The organism is Bacteroides sp. AM16-13 (genome assembly GCF_003602705.1).
In the GTDB taxonomy this organism is placed as follows: Bacteria; Bacteroidota; Bacteroidia; order Bacteroidales; family Bacteroidaceae; genus Bacteroides; species Bacteroides xylanisolvens.
This window is the reverse complement of record NZ_QTLK01000003.1, coordinates 195369-217737: the sequence shown is the minus strand read 5'-3', so window position 1 is coordinate 217737 and position 22369 is coordinate 195369. Positions and strand designations below refer to the sequence as shown.

Genomic DNA, 22369 nt, shown 5'->3' with positions numbered 1-22369 from the left:
CAGAGTCATAGAAAAATTGGTAGAAACCTCGTAATTTTTGTTTAGTTGTATTTGTTTCTATCCTATTTATTGGTGCGGTTATCTTTTATTTTCACTGTCACCGGATGAGCCAGCTCTTCTTTCCATTCGCGGAGATGAGCAAACCATGCTTCCGGTGTTTTATATCCGAATGTCTCTTTCATCGAGGTGAAAGTAGTGTGATACTGGAAATATTTATTTCCCGGAGCGGTAATGGTATAAAGGAAATTGGCTTTATCCTTTTCTTCCGATTTCACATAACGTTGAGGGATACAAGTGCCCAGTCCTACAGTTTCTTTGGCATATTTCACGGTGTCGTTGACCGGCCAGTCTGTTCCCCAACTTCCTACGAGCCCTTTATGATCGGAGAAAGATTTGGAAGTACCTACGATGTCTTGCACACCTGTGCAGAAAACTTCTTTATTGAGTGGTTCGTCAAAGAATGTTTCGATATGAAGATCGCGATGTCCGGCATAAAGCGTGTAGCGTGTCATCATATCCAGTTCCTGATCCTGATATTTCCATCCGGTCACTTCAATTTCTGCAATCACCCGCACCGGTCCATAAGAGATGATACGTTCTGTGCGAGTGTCCACTGGAGTGATATGCGTTGCTTTTTGTCCGTCCCAACCTTTCAATGCGCCCGGTCCGCAGCTGTCGAACACACGAAGTACGTCATCTCCGAATCCTTTAGCTAATTGTTCATCCGTCGGGTAGAATTGCGATTCTTTAATCTCCAGTCCTTTGTTGAACTTGCCGTAAATATCCGGTGTCTGTTTCTCATTGAAATAAAGACGATAGCCCACTAGTTCCGATTCCAGAACCGGACCGTGCGGACGTACCATGCTGTATATATTGCTGGTGCCGGGAACGGTGATAGCCTGCACCCGTTGATGTTTGCCTTTCCGGTTGTCTACTATAAACATATCGGCATAAACCCTTTCCGGATAAGTCTTTGCACTTTTCTCCGAAGAGAGTGTAACCTGGAATGTTTTTCTACCGTGAGCAGGGAGGTCGGTCACAAAGGCCAGTTCGTCCATCTTGCGGTCTCTGTTCAAATCGTCCAGCTGTGAAGGTATTTCCTTTGTTCCTTCCATGACAACAGCGGATTTAACTTTGAAGCCGGCGTGCAACTCATGCAGGTTGATAACAACTGGAGCATCCGCTTTGGCCTGATTCCAGTTGTTTTGTACTTCAACTGTGATGGTTTTCTCCTGTTTCTGCGCCTGGGCAGACAGACTGAAAACTCCTAAAAGGAAAGTAAAAATAAAAAGATTCTTCTTCATGATTTTCTAAGGCTGAAATTATACGTCGTATTTCTCCTTGCAAAAGTAACAGAAAAAATAGCAGACTGTCTATCTTTTGAAAAGATTATAGTCTGCTATTTGAGCTTTTTACTCTATATAATGATATTGTGGTTTTCTTTTTGCAATGAACTTTATTTGAGGCTTAAAATTTCTTCTTTCGCTCCCAATTCTTCATAAACCTTTCCGTCTACGGTCAGATTCTTAGCATTTTTGACGTTTAATATATTGTTGCCTTTAGAAGACTCTACATATACATTCTCCAAAGTAACTCCGTCAACTTGGCTGATAACAACGCCATCCGTAGCTTCTGTCATCACGACATTCTTAACGGTAATATTGCTGATCGGCATTTCCGGCAAACCATTGAAGAACATGGCACGTCCCGAACCTCTGCAAACAATATTAGAGATATGAATATTGCGGAAAGCGGGTGTTTCTTCCGTTACCGGAGGAATACTTGTCTTCATGCGGTTCAGCAAATCCTCTTCCGATTCTTCGCCGGCACCTTTTCCACCGTAGAACAGGTCGAACAACAACGGTTCGTTCGGAATATTAATCATGTTGATATTATTAATGTAGATGTTTTCTACCACACCGCCACGTCCGCGAGTGCTCTTGAAGCGCAAACCTACGTCTGTGCCCATAAATGTGCAGTCTTCTACATAGATGTTCTTCACACCACCCGACATTTCACTGCCTACTACGAATCCACCGTGTCCGTGCAGTACCGTATTATTTTTAACGATAACATTCTGGCAAGGTTCACCGCGACGGCGGCCGTCTTCATCTTTACCGGATTTGATACAGATAGCATCATCTCCCGCATCGAATACACTATTAATAATGAGCGCGTTCTTGCAAGATTCCAGGTCGATGGCATCGCCATTCTGGGAATACCACGGATTGATGACCATGATATTGTTAACTGTAAAATCTTCGCAGGACAAGGGGTGCAGACACCAGCTTGGTGAGTTTTTGAAAGTAACACCTTCCAATAGTACTTTCTTGCTTTTGACGATGCTTAACAACACCGGGCGCAACCACGGACGGATTTCAGCCCATTCTTCGTCTGTATTGATACCTTCGGGTACATTGAAATCTTTACAAGCCATTGCCCCTTTCAGTGAACCGGCTGTGGGGTACCATATCTCTTGTTTTTCATCAAGAACACCTCCCGAGTTTACCAGCTTTTTCCATTGTGAAGCAGTCAGTTTGCCTTTTTTTACCGGACGCCAGCAGTCGCCGTTTCCGTCAAATGTGCCGTATCCTGTGATAGCGATGTTCTCTGCGTTGCGTGCGGAAATAGGCGATTGGCAACGACGGGTTTCCAATCCTTCAAAAGAAGTGGCAATGATAGGATATGCCTCAAAATCACCGGTGAAGAGCACCAATGCATTCTGTTCCGTATATAAATTCACGTTACTCAACAGTTCGATAGGTCCTGTCAACCAGATGCCTTCCGGGATAATCACTTTACCCCCTCCGCGTTGATTCACCTCTTTAATAGCATCGTTGATTGCTTTGGTATTCAGAAACAGACCATCGCCTTTGGCTCCGAATTTCTCAATGTTTACCTCGTAAGCAGGAAAAACCGGTTGCTGTACTTTGGGCATTTCAAAAGGTAGATTCTGGTAGAGAGCGTCACTGATGGAGCTTTCTTTTACGGCAGTCTCGCTTTGTTTACATCCTGATGAGATAAACGGTAAACAGGATATGGCCATCCAGAAGAGTCTTTTTGTCAATGTGTTCATTTAGTAACTTATTTCTATAGGGTTATACATCTATTGTTTTTCTTGGTAGTTGGGTGATGATTAATGAGGGCGATTTCATAATTCTTATGTCCTTCCGCAGGCGATCTGTCGCAGGCAGCCTGCAGGAGAGGAATAAGACAAATTCATGTTAACCTAATTCTAACCTTAAATAAATATTATGAAAAAACCTCTTAATTATCGATTGCAAAGATAGGTGGCAAACCCCAAGAGGATGTGGACTAATTGATAGAATACGTGTATTTTTTGTCATTTCTGTCTATTATTTGCACACTTCTCGTGTTTTTATGCAGAAAGTTCCTATCTTTGCACAAAATTTAACTATTAAAAGATATGAGTTATAACTTGTTGAAAGGAAAAAGAGGTATTATCTTCGGTGCTTTGAACGATCAGTCTATTGCCTGGAAAGTAGCAGAGCGTGCCGTAGAAGAAGGTGCAACTATTACATTATCAAATACTCCGATGGCTATCCGTATGGGAGAAGTCGACGCTTTGGCCCAGAAATTAAATTGCCAGGTTATTCCGGCAGATGCCACCAGCGTAGAAGATTTGCAAAATGTATTCAAGACCTCCATGGATATACTGGGTGGACAAATTGATTTTGTACTCCACTCTATCGGTATGTCTCCCAACGTGCGCAAGAAACGTACTTACGATGACCTTGACTATGGAATGTTGGATAAGACATTGGATATTTCAGCTGTTTCATTCCACAAAATGATTCAGTCGGCCAAGAAATTGAACGCTATTGCTGATTACGGTTCTATCGTTGCTTTGAGCTACGTGGCCGCACAGCGTACTTTCTACGGCTACAATGATATGGCAGATGCTAAGGCATTGCTGGAATCTATTGCACGTAGCTTTGGTTACATCTACGGACGCGAACATAGCGTACGTGTGAACACTATCTCGCAGTCTCCTACATTTACTACTGCCGGTTCGGGCGTGAAGGGTATGGATAAACTGTTTGATTTCTCCAACCGTATGTCTCCGCTCGGAAACGCTACGGCTGACGAATGTGCCGATTATTGCATCGTGATGTTCTCCGATCTTACCCGTAAGGTGACTATGCAGAACTTATTCCATGACGGTGGATTCTCCAGCGTAGGTATGAGTCTTCGTGCCATGGCTACTTATGAGAAAGGACTCGATGAGTATATGGACGAAAATGGTAACATCATTTACGGATAAAAGATTATGAAACTACGGATCTCTCTTCTTATTATTTTAATTAGTATGCTTTTCGCCTCCTGCGGGATAAGCACGGGAAAGGGTACGGAGCAGAAGGAAGAGGAGATTTCTGTTCTAAGATATGATAAGCTGTTGAGCGAATACGTTCGCTCCAACAGCTTTTCTGCTATGCAGAAGTTGACGATGGACTACCGTATGCCGACGAAAATCCTGATTGAGGATGTATTGTCTATCGGTACGGTGAAAGATGATACCATTTCGCAACGTCTGCAGAAATTCTATTCGGATACGACTTTAGTCCGTTTGCTTAGCGACGTAGAAGCAAAGTACCCTAATCTGGATGAGGTGGAAAAAGGACTAAACAAAGGATTCCGGAAACTGAAGAAGGAAGTGCCTGATACAAAAGTGCCGTTTATCTATTCGCAAGTGTCTGCCTTCAACGAATCTATAATTTTGGTGGATTCTTTATTAGGGATCAGTCTTGATAAATATATGGGGGAAGATTATCCTCTTTATAAGCGTTTCTATTACGATTATCAATGTCGCTCGATGCGTCCGGAACGGATTGTGCCGGATTGTTTTGCTTTTTATCTTTTGAGCCGTTACGGAATGAACTATCATGAGGGTACTTGTTTGATTGACTTGATGATGCACTCCGGAAAAATCAACTACGTCGTGCAAAACTTATTAGGATATAGTGATATCGGCGAAGCGATGGGATATTCCAAGGAGGAAAACGACTGGTGTAAGGAGAATGAAAAGGAGATATGGAATTATATCTGTACCAACGATCATCTGCATGCACGAGACCCGATGGTGATCCGCTATTATATGAAGCCTGCTCCTGCTGTCGATATGTTGGGTGCTCAAGCTCCGGCATTGATCGGAACATGGATGGGAGCAAGAATCATCGCCTCTTATATGAAAAAGCATAAGGACATGAAACTGAAAGATCTCCTGGAATTTACTGATTATCATGTGATGTTAAGTGAATCCAACTATCTGGCTTCCTAAACTGTTGCGTTTTTCAATTTTTAATTAGCTTCGCTCAAAACCTTATTTGATTTTTAACATTAAAGTATAGTCTTAATTCTCAATTCTCAATTTAAAAAGTGGAAACTGCCCTCTATTTGTTGCCCGTGACGTTAGGTGATACGTCTATTGAAAAGGTATTGCCTTCTTATAATAAGGAGATCATTTCTGGTATCCGGTATTTTATAGTCGAAGATGTTCGTTCTGCCCGGCGTTTCCTGAAAAAGGTGGACCGGGAGATTGATATTGATGCATTGACATTTTACCCGTTGAACAAGCATACTTCTCCTGATGATATTTCCGGTTATCTGCAACCTTTGGTGGGTGGAGCTTCAATGGGGGTTATCTCCGAAGCAGGTTGTCCGGCAGTAGCTGACCCGGGAGCGGATGTGGTTGCTATCGCACAACGTAAAAAGCTGAAAGTGGTTCCTTTGGTCGGACCTTCTTCCATTATCCTTTCCGTGATGGCTTCCGGCTTTAACGGGCAGAGTTTTGCGTTTCACGGTTATTTGCCGATTGAACCGGGAGAACGTGCCAAGAAACTAAAAGCACTGGAGCAGCGTGTGTATGCTGAAAATCAGACGCAACTTTTCATAGAGACGCCTTACCGGAATCATAAGATGGTAGAAGATATTTTGTTGAATTGCCGTCCTCAAACAAAGCTCTGTATCGCTGCCAATATTACTTGTGAAGGAGAGTATATACAGACGCGTACAGTGAAGGACTGGAAAGGACACGTGCCCGATTTATCTAAGATTCCCTGTATTTTTCTCTTATATAAATAACGCCTTTCAGGTGTTCATATTCATCTTCGAAGCAACTGCTGAAGAAGCCCTTTCCTAAGTTCTCCTCTATCTGTTTGAAACTCCACAGCTTACTGTTTTTAAAGCGGGGGGTACAAAGGATGGAATCGTCTTTGATATCGACAATGAATAGATAGATAAGACGGTTGGTCACTTCATTCTCGAAGTGATAAACGATGTTGAATTCAGGTTTGATACCTTTTTCATGAGGAAAAGCATTGTTGATTAAACGAGTGGCGCCTGCTTCCAGAGATTCTCCGTAGCGAAGATAACATTCCATGGGAATATCTACTTTCCCTCTATCCAGAATGGCTGTTGATGGCCTGTCGCAAAGGAATAACATTCCGTGAGTGGATATGGCAATTCTTATCACCGGATTGATGTATGCGTTTTTGTAATTAACAGCTTCTATTGCAGGTGTTTTTCCGATCACGTCTCCTTTGGTATTTACAATAGGAACATATTCCGTGTGTGACATTAAATGATTGAAGAAACGGATGGCGATCTGATTGAACAGGATACTCATCAGAAAGACAGTAGGAGGTAACACTTTATAGAGTACAAACAGACTTGTCTTACTTAGTGGGTTTTGGAAAATGACGGTGATGCTGATTATAATAAAATGCAGTATTCCGAAAATCAAGGCAATGCGGGCAGATACAACGGCTGCCTCTGCTCCCTGCGCATATAAACGTTTGTTGCAAGAACCTATCTGTTTTAAGAAGTGGTTGATAAACCTTTTCTTATGCATATAAAGACTTAGCATCGGAATGAGAATACTGACTTCCAGCGTAAGTGGAAGCGCACCGGGGGGAACATAATCACCAGGAATGAGAGCTGCTACGGATAATAGTGCTAACACTCCGGTCGCTATATAGAGGATAAAATTAGGAATCAACAATCCTTTACGTCGATAAGAAAGGTATATACCTATAATACCTATGCCTGTACCGATGTAAATAGCCGTGTCTTGCGTTATAAGTTCACACAATAAAATGGAAATAATAACGGGGATAAAACCCAGCGACATGTTAAATGCGGAAGAAAGTATTCCTTTATGAGCCATCTCTATATTTATGTTTATTTGTCGGTTCTATCTATAAAACAAATAGGGTATGTGTTTTGTTTACTAACGAATATGTTTCTCTGCATGGTAGGAGGAACGAACAAGGGGAGCGCTTTCTACGATGTTGAATCCTTTCTCTAAACCTACAGTTTTATATTCTGCAAATTGCTGCGGAGTGATATATGCCGCAACGGGATAATGCCGGTGAGTCGGTTGAAGGTATTGGCCTATGGTAAGAATCTGGCAACCGGTTGCTAACAGATCATCCATCAATGTTTCGACTTCCTCCGGGGTCTCACCCAGTCCGACCATAATGCCGCTTTTAGATTTAACTCCCTTTCCGGAAATGTGTCTGATAACTTGCAAACTTGTATCATAATTTGCCGCGCTGCGCACTAGCGGACTAATGCGGCGTACGGTTTCCATATTGTGTGAAATAATGTCGGGGCGGGCTTCGATTACCAAATCTAACAACTCCATCCTGCCTTGAAAATCAGGAATGAGCACTTCGATTGTTGTTTGTGGATTCAGCCGTTTTATTTCCCGGATGGTACGTGCCCAATGTGCTGCTCCCAAATCCGGTAGATCATCCCGGTCTACGGATGTGATGACAGCATGATCCAGTTTCATCAGTGCGATGGATTCTGCTACATGGGTAGGTTCGTTTATGTCTAGCGGGTGCGGGCGGCCGGTTTGTGTGTTGCAGAATTTGCAACTGCGCGTACAGATGTCACCACCGATCATAAAGGTGGCAGTTCCTTTTCCCCAGCATTCCCCCATATTAGGGCAACGCCCACTGCTGCATATAGTATGCAAGCAGTGGGAGTCGACAATCCGTTTGGTTTCGGTGTATCGTTCGTTGGCACCGATATTAATTTTCAGCCATTCGGGCTTACGTACTCTGTCCGTCATTATAAATTGTTCAAGAAAAAGTTGGTCAACCGTGTGTATAGATGTTGGCGGGTATTGCCACCATATATTCCATGATTGCGGTTTGTATACACTTGCATATCAAATTGTTTTCCAAGCTGAACCAACTGTTCGGCATATTCCGCACAATTTTGGAAGTGCACATTATCGTCTGCCATGCCATGCACCAACAACAAGTTTCCATGTAGTTTGTCAGCACGGGTGAAGGCTGATGATTCCTTATATCCTTCCGCGTTCTCTTTCGGAGTACGCATGAAGCGTTCGGTGTAAATCGTATCATAGAAACGCCAGTCGGTGGGTGCAGCCACTGCTACTCCTGCTTTGAATACGGGAGTTCCTTCGCTCATACTCATGAGAGTCATGTATCCGCCGTAGCTCCAGCCCCAGATACCGATGCGATCTTTATCCACGTATGGCTGTTTGCCGAGATACAAGGCAGTCTCTACCTGATCTTTGGCTTCTTTGACTCCGATTTTCAGATAAGTGCATTTCTCGAAAGCTTCTCCACGACCTCCTGTGCCGCGACCGTCCACGCATACCACGATATAACCAAGGCTTGCCATGTATGTCTCCCAACTGATTCCCCAGGTATCCAATACCTGTTGAGAGCCCGGACCGCTATATTGATACATCAGTACCGGATATTTTTTAGATGCGGAAAAATTAACCGGTTTCATCATCCAGCCGTTCAACTTCACGCCATCTGTGGTTTGGAAAGTGAAGAACTCTTTTTGTGGCACAGCATATCCGGACAATGTTTGTTTCAATCCGTCATTGGTAATAAGCGTTTTGAGTGTTTTGCCCGAATTATCATTCAGTGTAACCAGCATCGGAGTATTCAAGTTGGAGAACTTGTTCATGTAATACTTCATTGATTTACTGAAGAGCGGTGTATTGGTTCCTACCTGTTGGGATAGTTTGAGCTTCTTGCCTTTCTTGTCTATTTTATAGACAGCTTTGCGCAGAGGGCTTTCTTCATTGCTGGTGTAATAGAAAGAACCGTCTTCTTCATCATATCCCAGAAAATCTTTCACCTCAAACTTACCGTTAGTAACTTTTTTAATCAGATTACCCCCCATGCTATACCAATAGAGGTGACTGTAACCGTCACGTTCGCTAAGTAGACTGAAATATTCCGGATAGAACTGGATATTATCGAAAATATTCTCCTTTATGTAATAAGGAGACTCATCACGAAGTATAAGTTTGCAAAGTGTGGAACGAGGATCGGCAAAGTAAAGATCAAAACGGTCTTGATGGCGGTTCAATGTCATGATAGCCAGTTTATTGGCATCCTTTGTGAAGCGTATACGCGGAATGTATCCGTCTGCATCCAATGGGAGTTTCATTGTACGGGTGACATGTGATTTGATGTCATACGTGCGTACCTCTACTTTCGAATTCGGATATCCGGCTTTCGGATACTTGTATGTATATTCGCCCGGATAATCTTTTAAAGCATCAATGCGGGGTGCTTGTCCGGCAAATACCGGGAAAGAGTAGGAGGGAACTTCCGACTCGTCGAAACGGATAAAAGCAATCAGCGTATTGTCGGCGCTGAATTCCAAAGCACGGTCGAAGCCGAACTCTTCTTCATACACCCAGTCAGGAATACCGTTGATTACCGAATTCTGTTTGCCATCTTCTGTGACCTGGCTTTCGCTGTTGCCGTAAAGCAACTTAACAAGAAATATGTTATTGTTGCGTACAAATGCAATCATGGTACCGTCCGGAGAAAAGACGGGGACCTGTTGAGGTCCACCGTCAGACAGCCGTTCAATAATGTTGTTTGTCGTAACGCCCTTATCATTTCGTTTCAAAGGGTAAATGTAATGTACAGCTGTGTATGAATGCCTGTAAATAGGTGTTGTTTTAGTAGCAATCAGCAATTTCTGACCGTCGGGCGAGAATTGGTAACTGTCGAAGTTCTTGAAGTCACATTCACGTGTGGTATTTACATCGAAAATCACTTCTACTTTCTCGCCTGTCTTGAAAGAGTATTTAATGATTTGCGTGCCGTCAGCGTTCATCTGTGTGTAGTGTTCGCCATCAGGCATAGGGATTACTCCCTGAATATTTTCCGGGCGGAAACGTCCGGAAGTAATATCTTTTAAATCGAGTGCCTTTTGTCCTTGTGCCATTCCGGTCAGACAGAGAAGGCAGAGTAATAAAGTGATGCTGATCTTTTTCATCTGCGTTTATAATCGGTTTTGGTTTTAATTCGTACTTGCAAAAGTAACAATAAACTTAGATTCAACAAAGCCTGACCGATTTTTATATAGATTTGATAAGGATTATTGGGTGAGATTCAATATCTTTGTGAAAAGGACTTTAAACATTACCACTATGAATTCAAAAAGAAAAGACTTGCAATATGCTTCTGTCTTCTTATTGGCCGTGGCATTGACGTTCCTGATGGGAAAGGGTGATAATCTGTGGTTGGTGTCATGGGGTGACTTGATACCGAGTTTGTTTGTATTGTTCATAGCAGGTGATTGTTTACATAGTTCCCTGCTTCGTATCAAACGTGGCGAAGAGGAGGGAGGAGCCCGGTGGAGTACTTGTTTCACTTTTCTGGTATTCAGCATTATTTTTATGGGCGACTTGTTCTTTATCGGCAACTTTATTGTCAATAAACTGTGGAGCTAAAAGAGATGTAATAAATCTGTTTCACAGGTGTTTAATAGTAGATTATTCGTCTTAACTATATCTTTTAGTTTACTTTAACTAGATAAATTAGTTTATGAACTAAAACTTTTCGTTATTTGCAGCAAACAAAGTTGCAGATATGAAAGGATTAACAGCAAAAGAAGAAGAAATCATGGGCTTTTTCTGGGAAAAAGGTCCCTTGTTCGTGAAGGAAATGTTGGCTTTCTATGAAGATCCCAAGCCACATTTCAATACACTATCTACGATTGTGCGTGGGTTGGAAGAAAAAGGTTTTCTAGCTCATTATACTTTCGGAAATACCTATCAATATTATCCCGTAGTCAGTGAAGAAGATTTTCGTAAAGGAACGCTGCGGAATGTGATTAGTAAGTATTTTAATAATTCTTACCTAAATGCCGTTTCTTCTTTGGTTAAGGAGGAAGATATTTCCTTGGATGAATTGAAACAGCTCATCGAGGAAGTGGAACAGGCTGACAAAAAACACTAATCTATTAAACGAAAATCTATGCTATGGGAGTTTTCTTCATTTATATATTAAAATCATCTGTTTGTCTTGTTCTGTTTTACCTGTTTTTCCGGTTATTACTTAGCAAGGAAACCTTTCATCGTTTCAATCGTATGGCTTTATTGGGAGTGTTGTTCTTTTCATTACTCATTCCTTGTATCGAAGTAACTACCCGGCATCAGGTTGAAGTGCAGCAGGCTGTGCTTTCCATTGAACAATTGCTATTGATGGCAGAGTTGGAGGTTACTCCTGCCAATGTCGGTGCAGTGCAGGAGACGTCGGCCATATCTTGGGTACAGATTGTTCTGTTGGTCTATCTGGCGGGTATTCTGTTTCTTGCCTGTCGCAATATCTATTCTTTGATTTGTCTCTTCCGGTTGATACATTCCGGCAAACATGAGAAGTTGGAGAAAGGGGTTACACTTGTGGTGCACAATCAGGAGATAGCTCCGTTCAGTTGGATGAAGTATATTGTCATCAGCCGGAAAGACCTGGAGGAAAATGGGAGGGAAATCCTTATTCATGAAATGGCTCATATCCACCATCGTCATTCAGTAGATTTATTGGTGGCGGATATTTGCATCTTTTTCCAATGGTTCAATCCTGGTGCATGGTTGTTGAAACAGGAGTTGCAGAACGTTCACGAATATGAAGCGGACGAGACCGTCATTAATGAGGGTGTAAACGCGAAAGAATATCAACTATTATTAATAAAAAAAGCCGTTGGCACAAGGCTCTACTCTATGGCCAACAGCTTTAATCACAGTAAACTTAAAAAACGTATCACTATGATGTTAAAAGAAAAATCGAATCCGTGGGCACGGTTGAAGTATTTGTATGTACTTCCGTTGGCAGCTATTGCAGTAACTGCTTTTGCCCGTCCTGAAATCTCTGAAAAAGTGGAAGAGATTTCTGCAGTCAAAGTTAATGATTTGGCAGCAATTGTGGAAAAAAAGAGTGAAGAAAATGTTGTTAAGGAGCCTATTGATACTACCAAGAATAAGGTAGTAGTGGTAGGGTATCGTACAGAAAAAAAAGATTCTGTCTTAACATCCGGGAAAAAGAAGGTGGCTATTTCGGTACAAGGAATTTCCGGCGAAGGAAAACCTTTGGTTATTATTAATGGGAAGGAGTCTGATCGTGAAGTAGTAAATGCTTTGAATCCTGAACGTATTGAAAGTGTGTCTGTCATAGGTCCTGAAAAAGCTATTAAGATTTATGGAGAAAAGGCTAAGGATGGAGTGATGGATATAAAACTATATTCGGAAAAAAAGTTTGCGCCGAGAAAGATTGAAATCGAAGGCATTAATAAAACAAGGTTGGATGCATTAAATAGTGGGGCAAAGAGTTGGGGAGCTACGTTTCGTTCTGCTGATGGAGGTAAACCTTTGGTTATAATTGATGGTAAAGAGGCTACTGGTGATGATCCTTTAGCGAATATTTCTCCTGATCGTATTAGGAGTATATCTGTATTAAAAGATAAGACTGCATTGGCTGCTTATGGTGATAAGGGAAAGAATGGAGTGATTGAAGTAAATCTATTAGTGAAAGAAGAATATCAAGCCCGTCAAATTTCTATTCGTGCTATTAATGATACAGTGACTTCAACAATAAAAGTAACTGCATCTGAAGAATAGCAGTAGATTTTAGATGTCTTCTGTTTCTAAATATTGTCAAAATATAATGTTATAAAGATTGACGGAGGTACGCTAGTATCTCCGTTTCTTGTTCCGGGTGGAACCATTTTATTTCTTCATCTCTTTTGAACCAGGTCATCTGTTTACGCGAATAAATGCGGGAGTTTTGCTTGATTTTGTCTATAGCAAAGGGGAGTTCCCATTCTCCGTCCAGATATTTGAACAGTTCTTTATAGCCTACTGTATTGAGTGAATTGAGGTGACGATAGGGAAAGACGGAACGTACTTCTTCCAATAATCCTTCCTCCATCATCTGGTCTACCCGACGGTTGATACGGTCATAAAGTTCTTCCCGATCACGAGTCAGGCCGATTTTCAGAATACGGAAAGGACGCTGTTTTTTTTGTTGGGTGCGAAAAGAAGTATAAGTGCGTCCGGTCATATAGCAAATCTCCAACGCATGAATTACCCGCTTGGGATTCTTCAGATCTACAATCCGGTAATATTCCGGGTCTAACAAGCGAAGTTCTGCGCAGAGTTGTTCAAGGCCTTCCTCTTCATACTTTTGTAGCATGAGTTGACGGGTTTCCGCATCAACGGTAGGAATATCGTCAATTCCCTTACAGATAGCGTCTACGTACATCATTGAGCCACCAGTGAGAATCACGACTTCGTGTTGCGTGAATAATTTCTCCAGAATATCCAGTGCTTCTGTTTCGTATTGAGCAGCGCTGTAATAGTCTGTGAGGTGGAGCGTGCCGACCAGTTGATGGGGGACACGTTTAAGTTGATCGGGAGTAGGAGCTGCTGTGCCTATTTTTAATTCGGCATAAAGCTGTCTCGAATCGGCAGATACAATGCTTGTCTGAAATGTTTCTGCCAAGCGCAGGCTCAACTCCGTTTTCCCCACACCTGTAGGACCTATAAGAACAATGAGAGTAGGCATAGATTTTTAAGTATTAAGTATAGAAGTATTAAGTATTAAAGCGTACGGGACTAAAAAAAATATTAGGTATTAACTGCCTGACACTACATAGCAATTAATACCTAATACTTGATACTTAATACTTAGAATTTTTCTTCTTCGTATGGGCTGCTAGTGTCACCACCTATGTCAAATCCTTCCTGATCGAAGTCTTCCATGTCGAAGTCCTGGTCTCCATAGAAGTTTTCATCCAGATCAAGAGAACCTCCGGTAGCGGCCATTTCTTCAAAGTCTACCGTTTGTTTAGGAGCATCTCCTGATTTCTTGGTACATTTGGCACCATTCATATCTTTTCCGGTGATAATTTCGGATAGTTCGATGAAGAAACAACGTTCTGTCATGTAATCGAATACATATAGCAGTTTCTGTTTTTCATCTTCTACCAATTCGCTGATAGTAGTTTCTTTCATCACCCAGCTATCCATTTCCGGATTGTCGTCCATTTCTTCCAGGGTTACTTCTTTTTCTTTTTCCCAGTCGTCATCGCAGATAAAGAAAGAAGTCATCTGGTCGTTTGCGTACCCTACTGATTTCAGTATTGCTTCATGGAAGTCATAAAAAGTTGCTTCCGGATCAATTTGTATTTCTCTGACAAAATCGTCAACTTCATCAGATATGATAGTAAATCTGTATATCATAATATGACTATTTTGAACTGTTTATTTAATAATACCACGTTCTGAATTACGGATAAAATTGACTATATAGTCAATCTCCGGGCTCTTTTCGAATTCATCTTCTATTTTTTTCAATGCTTCTGTCGTGTTCAAACCACTTTGGTAAATGATACGATATGCATTGTGAATACTTTCGATCACTTCATTGGAGAAACCACGACGGCGCAAGCCGATGATATTGATTCCGCTGAAAGCGATCGGTTCGCGTCCTGCAATGATGTAAGGAGGAATATCTTTACTGAAACGGCATCCGCCCTGAATCATTACATGACTGCCTACATGACAGAATTGATGCATCAATACATTGGCGCTGACAATCGCGTTATCATCAATGACGATTTCGCCTGCCATCTTGGTAGAGTTACCGATGATACATCCGTTACCAACCAATGCGTCGTGTGCTACGTGTACACCTTCCATCAATAAATTGTTATTTCCCACAATCGTGCGCCCTTTAGCTGCCGTACCACGGTTGATTGTTACATTTTCACGAATCAGATTATTATCTCCGATTTCGGCTGTCGATTCTTCACCGCGAAACTTGAGGTCCTGCGGAATGGCTCCGATAACGGCACCCGGAAAAATTGTGTTTCCGTTACCAATACGTGAACCGTATAAAATATTGGCGTTAGCCATAATTTTATTGTTGTCGCCGATAACTACGTTCTTATCTATAAATACAAAAGGCGCAATTTCTACATTTTCCCCGATTTTAGCTTCGGGATGGATATACGCTAAAGGACTTATCATGCTTTTAAATATCAATTATTACTTATTTTTTACTATTTGTGCCATGAACTCTGCTTCGCAAACAACTTTCTCGCCGACAAACGCATATCCTTTCATGGTAGAAATACCGCGGCGGATAGGTGCCAGCAGTTCTACACGAAAAATCAAGGTGTCTCCCGGCACTACTTTCTGACGGAATTTCACTCCATCTATTTTCATGAAATAGGTAGAATAACGTTCAGGATCATCTACGGAATTCAAGACGAGCAAGCCTCCGACTTGTGCCATTGCTTCCACTTGAAGTACTCCCGGCATAACGGGCTCCTGTGGAAAATGTCCCTGGAAGAAAGGTTCGTTGGCTGTGATGTTTTTGACACCTACAATGTAGTTGGCACCAATTTCAATCACTTTGTCCACCAGTTGGAAAGGATAACGGTGCGGCAACAATTCGCGGATACGGTTTACATCCATTATCGGCTCGCGGTTACAGTCGTAGCTTGGTGCCTGTATTTCGTGCAGACGGATTTCTTTCCGCATTTGACGGGCAAATTTATTGTTGATAGTATGTCCCGGACGGGTAGCGATGATACGGCCTTTAATCGGTTTGCCAATTAAAGCGAGGTCACCAATGACATCAAGCAGTTTGTGACGGGCACATTCATTGGGCCAAACTAACGGTTTGTGATTGATATAGCCTAACTGATCGGCATCCATGTGAGGTACTCCCATCACATCTGCCAACTTGTCAAAGCTTTCCTGTGACATCTTGCGTTCGTAGATTACGATCGCATTGTCCAGGTCACCACCTTTAATCAATCCGGCGGAGAGCAATGGCTCTATTTCACGAACAAAGACGAAAGTACGGCTGGCAGCCACTTCGTCTTTGAAATTATGCATATCTTCAAGGGTAGCAAACTGATTCGGGATAATAGTCGAATCGTATGAAACCAGTACATTCAGACTGAAATTCTCGTCAGGTAGTACAATAATAGAAGAACCTGTCGTTTCATCCCGGAACTCAATTTTAGACTTGATAATATAAAAGTCTTTGACGGCATTTTGCTCTACTGTTCCTACACGTTCTATTTCTTGTACGTAATATTGTGCACTACCATCTAAAATAGGAAATTCCGGTCCGTTAACTTGGATCAGGCAGTTATCAATGCCCAATGCGTAAAGGGCTGCCATACCATGTTCAATGGTGCTTACTTTGACTCCATTTTTCGACAATACAGTACCACGGGTGGTTTCTGTTACATTGTCGGCTACTGCGTCGATAGTTGGTTGTCCTTCTACGTCAATGCGTTGGATTTTATATCCGTGATTGTCCGGAGCTGGATTGAATGTTACAGTGAGATCAAGTCCAGTGTGAAGACCTTTCCCGCTCAGTGAAAAGCTATCTTTCAGCGTTTTTTGTTTCAGCATTGGTTACTTATTTACTTATTTAATAGTTGTTTTAATTCTTCTACTTCTTTGCGCAAGTTACGCAGTTCTTTCTGCATATCCGGCAGGCTTCTTTGTGCAATGGATGATTTGAAATATTGTTTCAGTTCCATAGGAGGAGTTCCGATAAGCTGGCTACCGGACTTGATGTCTCCCGGCACACCTGATTGTGCGCCTAATCCAACTTTATCTCCTATTTTAGAATGTCCTGCAATACCTACCTGGCCACCGATCATACACCATTCACCAATTTTGGTAGAACCGGCAATTCCGGCTTGCGCAGCCATAACGGTATGCGAACCTATTTCATCATTGTGTGCTATTTGTATCAGATTGTCTAACTTGACACCGCTGTGTACTACCGTAGCTCCCATTGTAGCACGGTCTACACACGTATTAGCACCTATATCTACTTTATCTTCCAGAATAACAATTCCGATTTGCGGAATCTTATCATATCCGTTCGGAGTGGGAGCAAAGCCAAATCCGTCAGCTCCGATCACTGCACCCGAATGAAGGATACATTCATTACCTATGCGGCAATCATGATAAACATTTACATTGGAGTAAAGCAGGCAACTGTTGCCTATCTTCACGCCATCTCCAACGAAAGTGTGGGGGTAAATTTGAGTATTATCTCCAATCACGGTATTTTCGCCGATATAGGCAAAAGCACCGATGTATACATTCTCACCAATTTTGGCGCTGGGTGCAACGAAAGCTAATGAATCTATCCCTTGTTTCTTAGGCTTGCTCATCTCATAAAGATTGAGCAATTTAGCCAGACTTTCGTATGCATTGTCTACTTTGATAAGAGTAGCTTTAATTTCGTGTTCGGGAGTGAAGTCCTTATTAACCAGGACAATGCTTGATTGTGTCTCGTAGATGTAAGGTGTATATTTGGGATTTGACAGGAAAGAAATTGCTCCGGGCATTCCCTCTTCAATTTTAGCGAATGTGTGTACCGTAGCGTTTTCGTCTCCAATGATTTCCCCTTGGATAAATGCTGCAATTTGCTTAGCCGAGAACTCCATGTCTTTTATTTAAAATTTAATTAGTTCACAAATAACGGATTTTTTTTTCAGATTTCCGTGTTATTGCATGAATATTTTATACTTATCTGTGTAATCTCTGATAGCAGAGATAGTATTTCTTTACCTTTTTGGACAATAATGAGATGTTCAGCATGTCCGATGCTTCGGCAATATTTTTGATAGTGCCGTCTTTGTAGATAATATCAATACTGTCATCTGCCGGGTCATACATATTCTTTTCGATGCTGGGGGTAGAGACAAAATAGTTCGCTTCGGAAAGGGTTATGCCTAATTGTTGGCTGATGTGCAAAGTTAATTCTTTTTTTCTGTCCTCACTAATAGGTTCCGACGAAATTTCCACTTTAAAGATATTTCGGTTTATCATTCCTGTGCTTAAAGTGGAAAGCACCTTATCTGTGTGGGTGCTCCACACTTTTAAGGCTGTCCATATATCATTGTCGTCCAGCTGGATAAAATTCTCCAGACAGTCGGGGTTGTTATAGAATTCCGTAGGATTGATATCATTGTAAAGGAAAAAACGTAATGCGGGTGATGCAAATAGTTCCACTCCTTGTGAAGCCAGTTCTTTGGCACGCAATAGAGTACTAATCAGCATCTTTTCGTATGCCACGGACGTCTTATGCAGGTATACTTGCCAGTACATCAGGCGACGTGCCGTGAGGAAATTCTCGATAGAATAGATCCCTTTGGATTCGACAACCAAACGGTCATCCGCTACATCAAGCATTTTGATGATTCGGGCAGAGCCGATGTTACCTTCCGTTACGCCTGTATAAAAGCTGTCGCGGCGAAGATAATCAAGCCGGTCCATATCCAACTGACCGCTTACGAGTTGATGCAGAAAGCGTTTCGGGTATTCGTCCTTGAAGATTTGAATGGCAAGACTTAGCTGGCCGTTCATCTCTTTGTTCATCCGTTCCATCAACATGAGAGAAATCTCTTCGTGCGAGACTCCTTTTACAATCGTGTCTTCCAGCACATGCGAGAAAGGGCCGTGTCCTATATCATGCAACAGGATGGCGGCCTGCACGGCTTCCGCTTCACTATCAAAGATAAAATTGCCTTTGGAGGCCAGTTGGGTGATAGCTTCACTCATCAGGTGAAAAGCACCTAAGGAGTGTTGGAAGCGGGTGTGTTGCGCACCGGGGTACACAACAGATGACAATCCTACTTGCTTGATGCGGGTAAGACGCTGCAAAAGGGGATGCCGTACTATATCGTACAGTAACCCCTTTGGAATATTGATGAACCCGAATACGGGGTCGTTAATTATCTTTCTTTCGTAAGGCATTCGTTTTCTTTAGAGATCCTTTTTCCCTTTTCAGAGAATTGCTTTGAGTTGTTCAGCCATTTGTGCTTGCACTTCTTGTGCGGCGGTGCGGGCAGCTTCTGCAAATTTCTCTGTTTTATCTACGTAGATAATACCACGCGACGAGTTAACAATCAATCCGCATGTACTGTTCATACCATATTTGCAAACTTCTTCGAGTGAACCGCCTTGTGCTCCCACGCCTGGTACGAGAAGGAAATGGTTCGGGACAATCTTGCGGATGTCCTCAAAAGCACGTCCTTGAGTAGCACCTACCACATACATCATGCGGTCATCGCCAGCCCATTCCTGTGATTTGCGTAATACTTTCTCGAACAGACGTTCGCCGTTTACGTCTTCTGTCAATTGGAAGTCATGAGATCCTTTGTTGGAAGTCAATGCCAACAGGATCACCCATTTGCCTTCGTAGGTAAGGAACGGAGTAACGCTGTCTTCACCCATGTAGGGGGCTACTGTTACAGAGTCGATATCCAATTCTTCAAAGAATGTGCGGGCATACATTGCAGAAGTATTTCCGATGTCACCACGCTTTGCGTCAGCGATGATGAATTGATCCGGATAGTTATCTTTGATATATTTTACTGTCTTTTCAAATGCGATCCATCCTTTTACACCCATGCTTTCATAGAAAGCCAGATTGGGTTTGTAGGCGATACACAAATCAGCTGTCGCGTCAATGATTGCTTTGTTGAATGCAAAGATCGGATCTTCTTCTTTCAACAGATGTTCCGGGATTTTCTTGATATCAGTATCAAGTCCTACACAAAGGAATGATTTTTTGCGCTTTATGTTTTCAAATAATTGTTGCTTATCCATCTTGTTATTTACTATTTTGCAATTTACTATTTACTATTTTAAGAAACCGTTCTCAACTCTCAATTCTCAACTCTCCACTTCTCTAAAGTTCGCTTTCTTTCAGGCGTTCTGCATTTTCCGCTACGATCAGATGGTCGATACAATCCTGGATATCCCCGTCCATGAAGGCTGCCAGATTATAGATTGTATAGTTGATGCGGTGGTCGGTGATACGTCCCTGGGGATAGTTGTAAGTTCGTATTTTGGCTGAACGGTCTCCGGTAGATACCATTGTCTTACGTTTGGAGGCAATGTCATCGATATATTTCTGATGTTCTTTGTCGTAGATAAAAGTACGGAGACGGGCCAAGGCGCGCTCTTTATTTTTCGGCTGGTCGCGTGTCTCGGTACATTCGATAAGGATTTCTTCGGCAATACCGGTGTTCGGGTTCTTCCAGATATAGCGCAGACGTACTCCGGATTCTACCTTGTTTACATTCTGTCCGCCGGCACCGCCGCTTCGGAAAGTGTCCCATTTGATTTCTCCTTCGTTGATGACTACATCGAATTCTTCAGCTTCGGGAAGCACGGCCACGGATGCGGCTGAAGTGTGAACACGTCCTTGCGTTTCCGTCGCAGGAACACGCTGTACGCGGTGTACTCCCGATTCGTATTTTAAAATTCCGTATACATTATCGCCTGTCACACTACAAACAATTTCTTTGAATCCACCGGCTGTCCCTTCGTTCGCATTGGAGACTTCCATTTTCCAACCTTTGGTTTCACAGAATTTGGCATACATACGGAAGAGGTCGCCGGCAAAGATAGCTGCTTCGTCGCCTCCTGCACCTCCGCGGATTTCGAGAATAGCGTTCTTGCTGTCTTGCGGATCGGCAGGGACAAGCATCAGTTTGATTTCTTCTTCCAATACCGGAAGGCGCTCTTGACTATTGTCCATTTCTTCTTTCGCCATTTCGCGCATTTCAGCGTCCGATTCATTGGCAAGGATATTTTTAGCTTCTTCAATATTACCCAGTAATTGGATATATTCTTTCCTTGCTTTCATCAAGTCGTCTAATTCCTTATATTCTTTAGTCAACTTGACATAACGTTTCTGGTCGGCAATCACTGCCGGGTCTGTGATAAGGGTAGATATTTCTTCAAAACGGGCTACGAGTCCGTCTAATTTTTCTAGTATGGTACTATTGTCTGCCATTCTTTAATATCTAAATTCTCCGAATTCGCTCTTAATGATTAATTCTGTTTGCTCGCATGCTTCAACACGTCCTACAATCTGTGCCGGGATACCGAATGACTCGGAGATAGCTATCACTTTTTCTGCATGTTCCGGTGACAGGTAGACTTCAAGACGATGTCCCATATTGAATACCTTGTACATTTCTGCCCAGTCCGTACCGCTTTGTTCCTGGATCGTTTTGAATAAAGGAGGAACAGGGAAAAGATTATCTTTTACTACGCGTACGTTTTCTACAAAATGCAGAACTTTAGTTTGTGCACCACCGGAGCAGTGTACCATTCCGTGGATTTCCGGACGCAATGCATCAAGCAATTTTTTGACTACCGGTGCGTATGTACGAGTAGGAGAGAGTACTAACTTACCTGCATTAATTGGAGAATCTTCCACGCTGTCTGTTAGTTTTAATTTACCGGAATAAACTAACTCTTCAGGAACTGCAGCATCATAGCTTTCCGGATATTTTTCAGCAAGATATTTTCCGAATACGTCGTGGCGGGCACTTGTTAAACCATTACTGCCCATACCGCCATTGTATTCTTTCTCGTAAGTAGCTTGTCCGTAAGAAGCCAGACCAACGATCACGTCACCCGGACGAATATTGGCATTGTCGATAACGTCTGAACGTTTCATGCGGCAAGTTACGGTAGAGTCAACGATGATGGTACGTACCAAATCGCCGACATCAGCAGTTTCACCACCGGTTGCATATACGCCTACACCCATTTCACGGAGTTCGGCCAGCAATTCGTCTGTTCCGTTGATGATGGCGGAGATTACTTCTCCGGGAATCAACAGTTTGTTACGTCCAATAGTAGATGAAACAAGGATATTGTCTACGGCACCTACACAAAGGAGGTCGTCGATATTCATAATCAATGCATCCTGTGCAATACCTTTCCAAACGGATAAGTCACCCGTTTCTTTCCAGTACATATAAGCAAGAGATGATTTGGTTCCGGCACCATCGGCATGCATAATGTTGCAATATTCCGGGTCACCTCCCAATATATCGGGAATAATTTTACAGAATGCTTTCGGGAAGATTCCTTTGTCGATGTTCTTGATGGCGTTGTGCACATCTTCTTTTGATGCGCTTACTCCACGCATCATGTATCGTTGATTACTCATGAGTTATAGAATTATTTTGTATACGGCTGCAAAAGTACAGC

20 protein-coding genes are annotated in these 22369 nt (G+C 42.4%); 6 read left to right on the top strand and 14 right to left on the bottom strand.

Translation table 11 applies throughout. The features are described 5' to 3' along the window. Window positions 1–62: 62 nt before the first annotated feature. A complete protein-coding gene (locus DW173_RS03500; RefSeq protein WP_008020781.1) occupies window positions 63–1304 on the bottom strand; it encodes a DUF4861 domain-containing protein in 1242 nt (413 codons plus the stop codon). A gap of 152 nt (window positions 1305–1456) precedes the next feature. Then, window positions 1457–3076, bottom strand: a complete 1620-nt coding sequence (locus DW173_RS03490) for a glycoside hydrolase family 28 protein (RefSeq protein ID WP_117683310.1) — start codon at window positions 3074–3076, stop codon at window positions 1457–1459. 351 nt (window positions 3077–3427) lie between these two features. Between DW173_RS03490 and DW173_RS03485 the strand changes: the two genes are divergently transcribed. The 3 genes from DW173_RS03485 to DW173_RS03475 all read left to right on the top strand — a co-directional run bounded on the left by DW173_RS03485 (window position 3428) and on the right by DW173_RS03475 (window position 6102). Further along, window positions 3428–4285, top strand: a complete 858-nt coding sequence (locus DW173_RS03485; RefSeq protein ID WP_004301687.1) for an enoyl-ACP reductase — start codon at window positions 3428–3430, stop codon at window positions 4283–4285. A gap of 6 nt (window positions 4286–4291) precedes the next feature. Beyond that, entirely contained in the window at window positions 4292–5299 is a 1008-nt protein-coding gene (locus DW173_RS03480) for a hypothetical protein (protein ID WP_008020785.1), read from the top strand. A gap of 98 nt (window positions 5300–5397) precedes the next feature. Further along, entirely contained in the window at window positions 5398–6102 is a 705-nt protein-coding gene (locus DW173_RS03475) for an SAM-dependent methyltransferase (protein ID WP_008645497.1), read from the top strand. Here the strand turns inward: DW173_RS03475 and DW173_RS03470 are convergent. The 3 genes from DW173_RS03470 to DW173_RS03460 all read right to left on the bottom strand — a co-directional run bounded on the left by DW173_RS03470 (window position 6068) and on the right by DW173_RS03460 (window position 10308). Continuing rightward, window positions 6068–7186 carry a hypothetical protein gene (locus tag DW173_RS03470; RefSeq protein WP_049701970.1) on the bottom strand — a complete coding sequence of 373 codons (1119 nt, stop codon included), beginning with the start codon at window positions 7184–7186 and terminating at the stop codon, window positions 6068–6070. The two genes, DW173_RS03475 and DW173_RS03470, sit on opposite strands and share 35 nt — an antisense overlap. A gap of 63 nt (window positions 7187–7249) precedes the next feature. Beyond that, a complete protein-coding gene (gene lipA, locus DW173_RS03465; RefSeq protein WP_009040139.1) occupies window positions 7250–8098 on the bottom strand; it encodes a lipoyl synthase in 849 nt (282 codons plus the stop codon). Next, a complete protein-coding gene (locus tag DW173_RS03460; RefSeq protein WP_008645487.1) occupies window positions 8098–10308 on the bottom strand; it encodes a S9 family peptidase in 2211 nt (736 codons plus the stop codon). The genes lipA and DW173_RS03460 overlap by 1 nt, the downstream gene beginning before the upstream one ends. Window positions 10309–10462: 154 nt before the next feature. On the opposite strand from DW173_RS03460, the gene DW173_RS03455 reads away from it, so the two are divergent. The 3 genes from DW173_RS03455 (at window position 10463) to DW173_RS03445 (ending at window position 12928) form a co-directional block, all read left to right on the top strand. Next, complete coding sequence (locus DW173_RS03455; protein WP_004301693.1) at window positions 10463–10765, top strand: hypothetical protein; 303 nt, start codon at window positions 10463–10465, stop codon at window positions 10763–10765. A gap of 139 nt (window positions 10766–10904) precedes the next feature. Beyond that, complete coding sequence (locus DW173_RS03450) at window positions 10905–11273, top strand: BlaI/MecI/CopY family transcriptional regulator (protein WP_004301694.1); 369 nt, start codon at window positions 10905–10907, stop codon at window positions 11271–11273. Between the two features lie 23 nt (window positions 11274–11296). Further along, complete coding sequence (locus DW173_RS03445; RefSeq protein ID WP_120143733.1) at window positions 11297–12928, top strand: M56 family metallopeptidase; 1632 nt, start codon at window positions 11297–11299, stop codon at window positions 12926–12928. A gap of 49 nt (window positions 12929–12977) precedes the next feature. Here the strand turns inward: DW173_RS03445 and miaA are convergent, their stop codons facing one another. The 9 genes from miaA to DW173_RS03400 all read right to left on the bottom strand — a co-directional run bounded on the left by miaA (window position 12978) and on the right by DW173_RS03400 (window position 22328). Continuing rightward, window positions 12978–13874, bottom strand: a complete 897-nt coding sequence (gene miaA, locus DW173_RS03440; RefSeq protein WP_087318798.1) for a tRNA (adenosine(37)-N6)-dimethylallyltransferase MiaA — start codon at window positions 13872–13874, stop codon at window positions 12978–12980. Window positions 13875–13996: 122 nt separating this feature from the next. After that, window positions 13997–14551, bottom strand: a complete 555-nt coding sequence (locus DW173_RS03435; RefSeq protein WP_120143731.1) for an IS1096 element passenger TnpR family protein — start codon at window positions 14549–14551, stop codon at window positions 13997–13999. A gap of 21 nt (window positions 14552–14572) precedes the next feature. Beyond that, a complete protein-coding gene (gene lpxA / locus DW173_RS03430) occupies window positions 14573–15340 on the bottom strand; it encodes an acyl-ACP--UDP-N-acetylglucosamine O-acyltransferase (RefSeq protein ID WP_004320906.1) in 768 nt (255 codons plus the stop codon). Between the two features lie 18 nt (window positions 15341–15358). Further along, a complete protein-coding gene (locus DW173_RS03425) occupies window positions 15359–16744 on the bottom strand; it encodes a bifunctional UDP-3-O-[3-hydroxymyristoyl] N-acetylglucosamine deacetylase/3-hydroxyacyl-ACP dehydratase (protein ID WP_022199903.1) in 1386 nt (461 codons plus the stop codon). Between the two features lie 11 nt (window positions 16745–16755). Further along, window positions 16756–17796, bottom strand: coding sequence for a UDP-3-O-(3-hydroxymyristoyl)glucosamine N-acyltransferase (lpxD, locus tag DW173_RS03420; RefSeq protein WP_120143729.1), 1041 nt, complete (start codon window positions 17794–17796; stop codon window positions 16756–16758). An 82-nt stretch (window positions 17797–17878) separates the two neighbouring features. Continuing rightward, complete coding sequence (locus DW173_RS03415; protein ID WP_004308539.1) at window positions 17879–19108, bottom strand: HD domain-containing protein; 1230 nt, start codon at window positions 19106–19108, stop codon at window positions 17879–17881. A 30-nt stretch (window positions 19109–19138) separates the two neighbouring features. Next, the gene (gene pyrF, locus DW173_RS03410) at window positions 19139–19963 is read right to left on the bottom strand and encodes an orotidine-5'-phosphate decarboxylase (protein ID WP_004301706.1); all 825 of its coding nucleotides are present in this window, start codon (window positions 19961–19963) and stop codon (window positions 19139–19141) included. A gap of 82 nt (window positions 19964–20045) precedes the next feature. Further along, window positions 20046–21158, bottom strand: coding sequence for a peptide chain release factor 1 (prfA, locus tag DW173_RS03405; protein ID WP_004301709.1), 1113 nt, complete (start codon window positions 21156–21158; stop codon window positions 20046–20048). 3 nt (window positions 21159–21161) lie between these two features. Next, window positions 21162–22328, bottom strand: a complete 1167-nt coding sequence (locus DW173_RS03400; protein WP_008997792.1) for an AIR synthase-related protein — start codon at window positions 22326–22328, stop codon at window positions 21162–21164. Window positions 22329–22369: the final 41 nt, after the last annotated feature.

Excerpts from the sequence above, each read along its gene's own strand:
- DW173_RS03480 (WP_008020785.1), top strand. The coding sequence starts at position 4,292 with ATGAAACTACGGATCTCTCTTCTTATTATTTTAATTAGTATGCTTTTC.
- miaA (WP_087318798.1), bottom strand. The coding sequence starts at position 13,874 with ATGCCTACTCTCATTGTTCTTATAGGTCCTACAGGTGTGGGGAAAACG.
- DW173_RS03400 (WP_008997792.1), bottom strand. The coding sequence starts at position 22,328 with ATGAGTAATCAACGATACATGATGCGTGGAGTAAGCGCATCAAAAGAA.
- pyrF (WP_004301706.1), bottom strand. The coding sequence starts at position 19,963 with ATGGATAAGCAACAATTATTTGAAAACATAAAGCGCAAAAAATCATTC.
- DW173_RS03415 (WP_004308539.1), bottom strand. The coding sequence starts at position 19,108 with ATGCCTTACGAAAGAAAGATAATTAACGACCCCGTATTCGGGTTCATC.
- lpxD (WP_120143729.1), bottom strand. The coding sequence starts at position 17,796 with ATGGAGTTCTCGGCTAAGCAAATTGCAGCATTTATCCAAGGGGAAATC.
- DW173_RS03450 (WP_004301694.1), top strand. The coding sequence starts at position 10,905 with ATGAAAGGATTAACAGCAAAAGAAGAAGAAATCATGGGCTTTTTCTGG.
- DW173_RS03500 (WP_008020781.1), bottom strand. The coding sequence starts at position 1,304 with ATGAAGAAGAATCTTTTTATTTTTACTTTCCTTTTAGGAGTTTTCAGT.
- DW173_RS03425 (WP_022199903.1), bottom strand. The coding sequence starts at position 16,744 with ATGCTGAAACAAAAAACGCTGAAAGATAGCTTTTCACTGAGCGGGAAA.
- prfA (WP_004301709.1), bottom strand. The coding sequence starts at position 21,158 with ATGGCAGACAATAGTACCATACTAGAAAAATTAGACGGACTCGTAGCC.
- DW173_RS03470 (WP_049701970.1), bottom strand. The coding sequence starts at position 7,186 with ATGGCTCATAAAGGAATACTTTCTTCCGCATTTAACATGTCGCTGGGT.
- DW173_RS03485 (WP_004301687.1), top strand. The coding sequence starts at position 3,428 with ATGAGTTATAACTTGTTGAAAGGAAAAAGAGGTATTATCTTCGGTGCT.
- DW173_RS03490 (WP_117683310.1), bottom strand. The coding sequence starts at position 3,076 with ATGAACACATTGACAAAAAGACTCTTCTGGATGGCCATATCCTGTTTA.
- lpxA (WP_004320906.1), bottom strand. The coding sequence starts at position 15,340 with ATGATAAGTCCTTTAGCGTATATCCATCCCGAAGCTAAAATCGGGGAA.
- DW173_RS03460 (WP_008645487.1), bottom strand. The coding sequence starts at position 10,308 with ATGAAAAAGATCAGCATCACTTTATTACTCTGCCTTCTCTGTCTGACC.
- lipA (WP_009040139.1), bottom strand. The coding sequence starts at position 8,098 with ATGACGGACAGAGTACGTAAGCCCGAATGGCTGAAAATTAATATCGGT.
- DW173_RS03455 (WP_004301693.1), top strand. The coding sequence starts at position 10,463 with ATGAATTCAAAAAGAAAAGACTTGCAATATGCTTCTGTCTTCTTATTG.
- DW173_RS03435 (WP_120143731.1), bottom strand. The coding sequence starts at position 14,551 with ATGATATACAGATTTACTATCATATCTGATGAAGTTGACGATTTTGTC.
- DW173_RS03445 (WP_120143733.1), top strand. The coding sequence starts at position 11,297 with ATGGGAGTTTTCTTCATTTATATATTAAAATCATCTGTTTGTCTTGTT.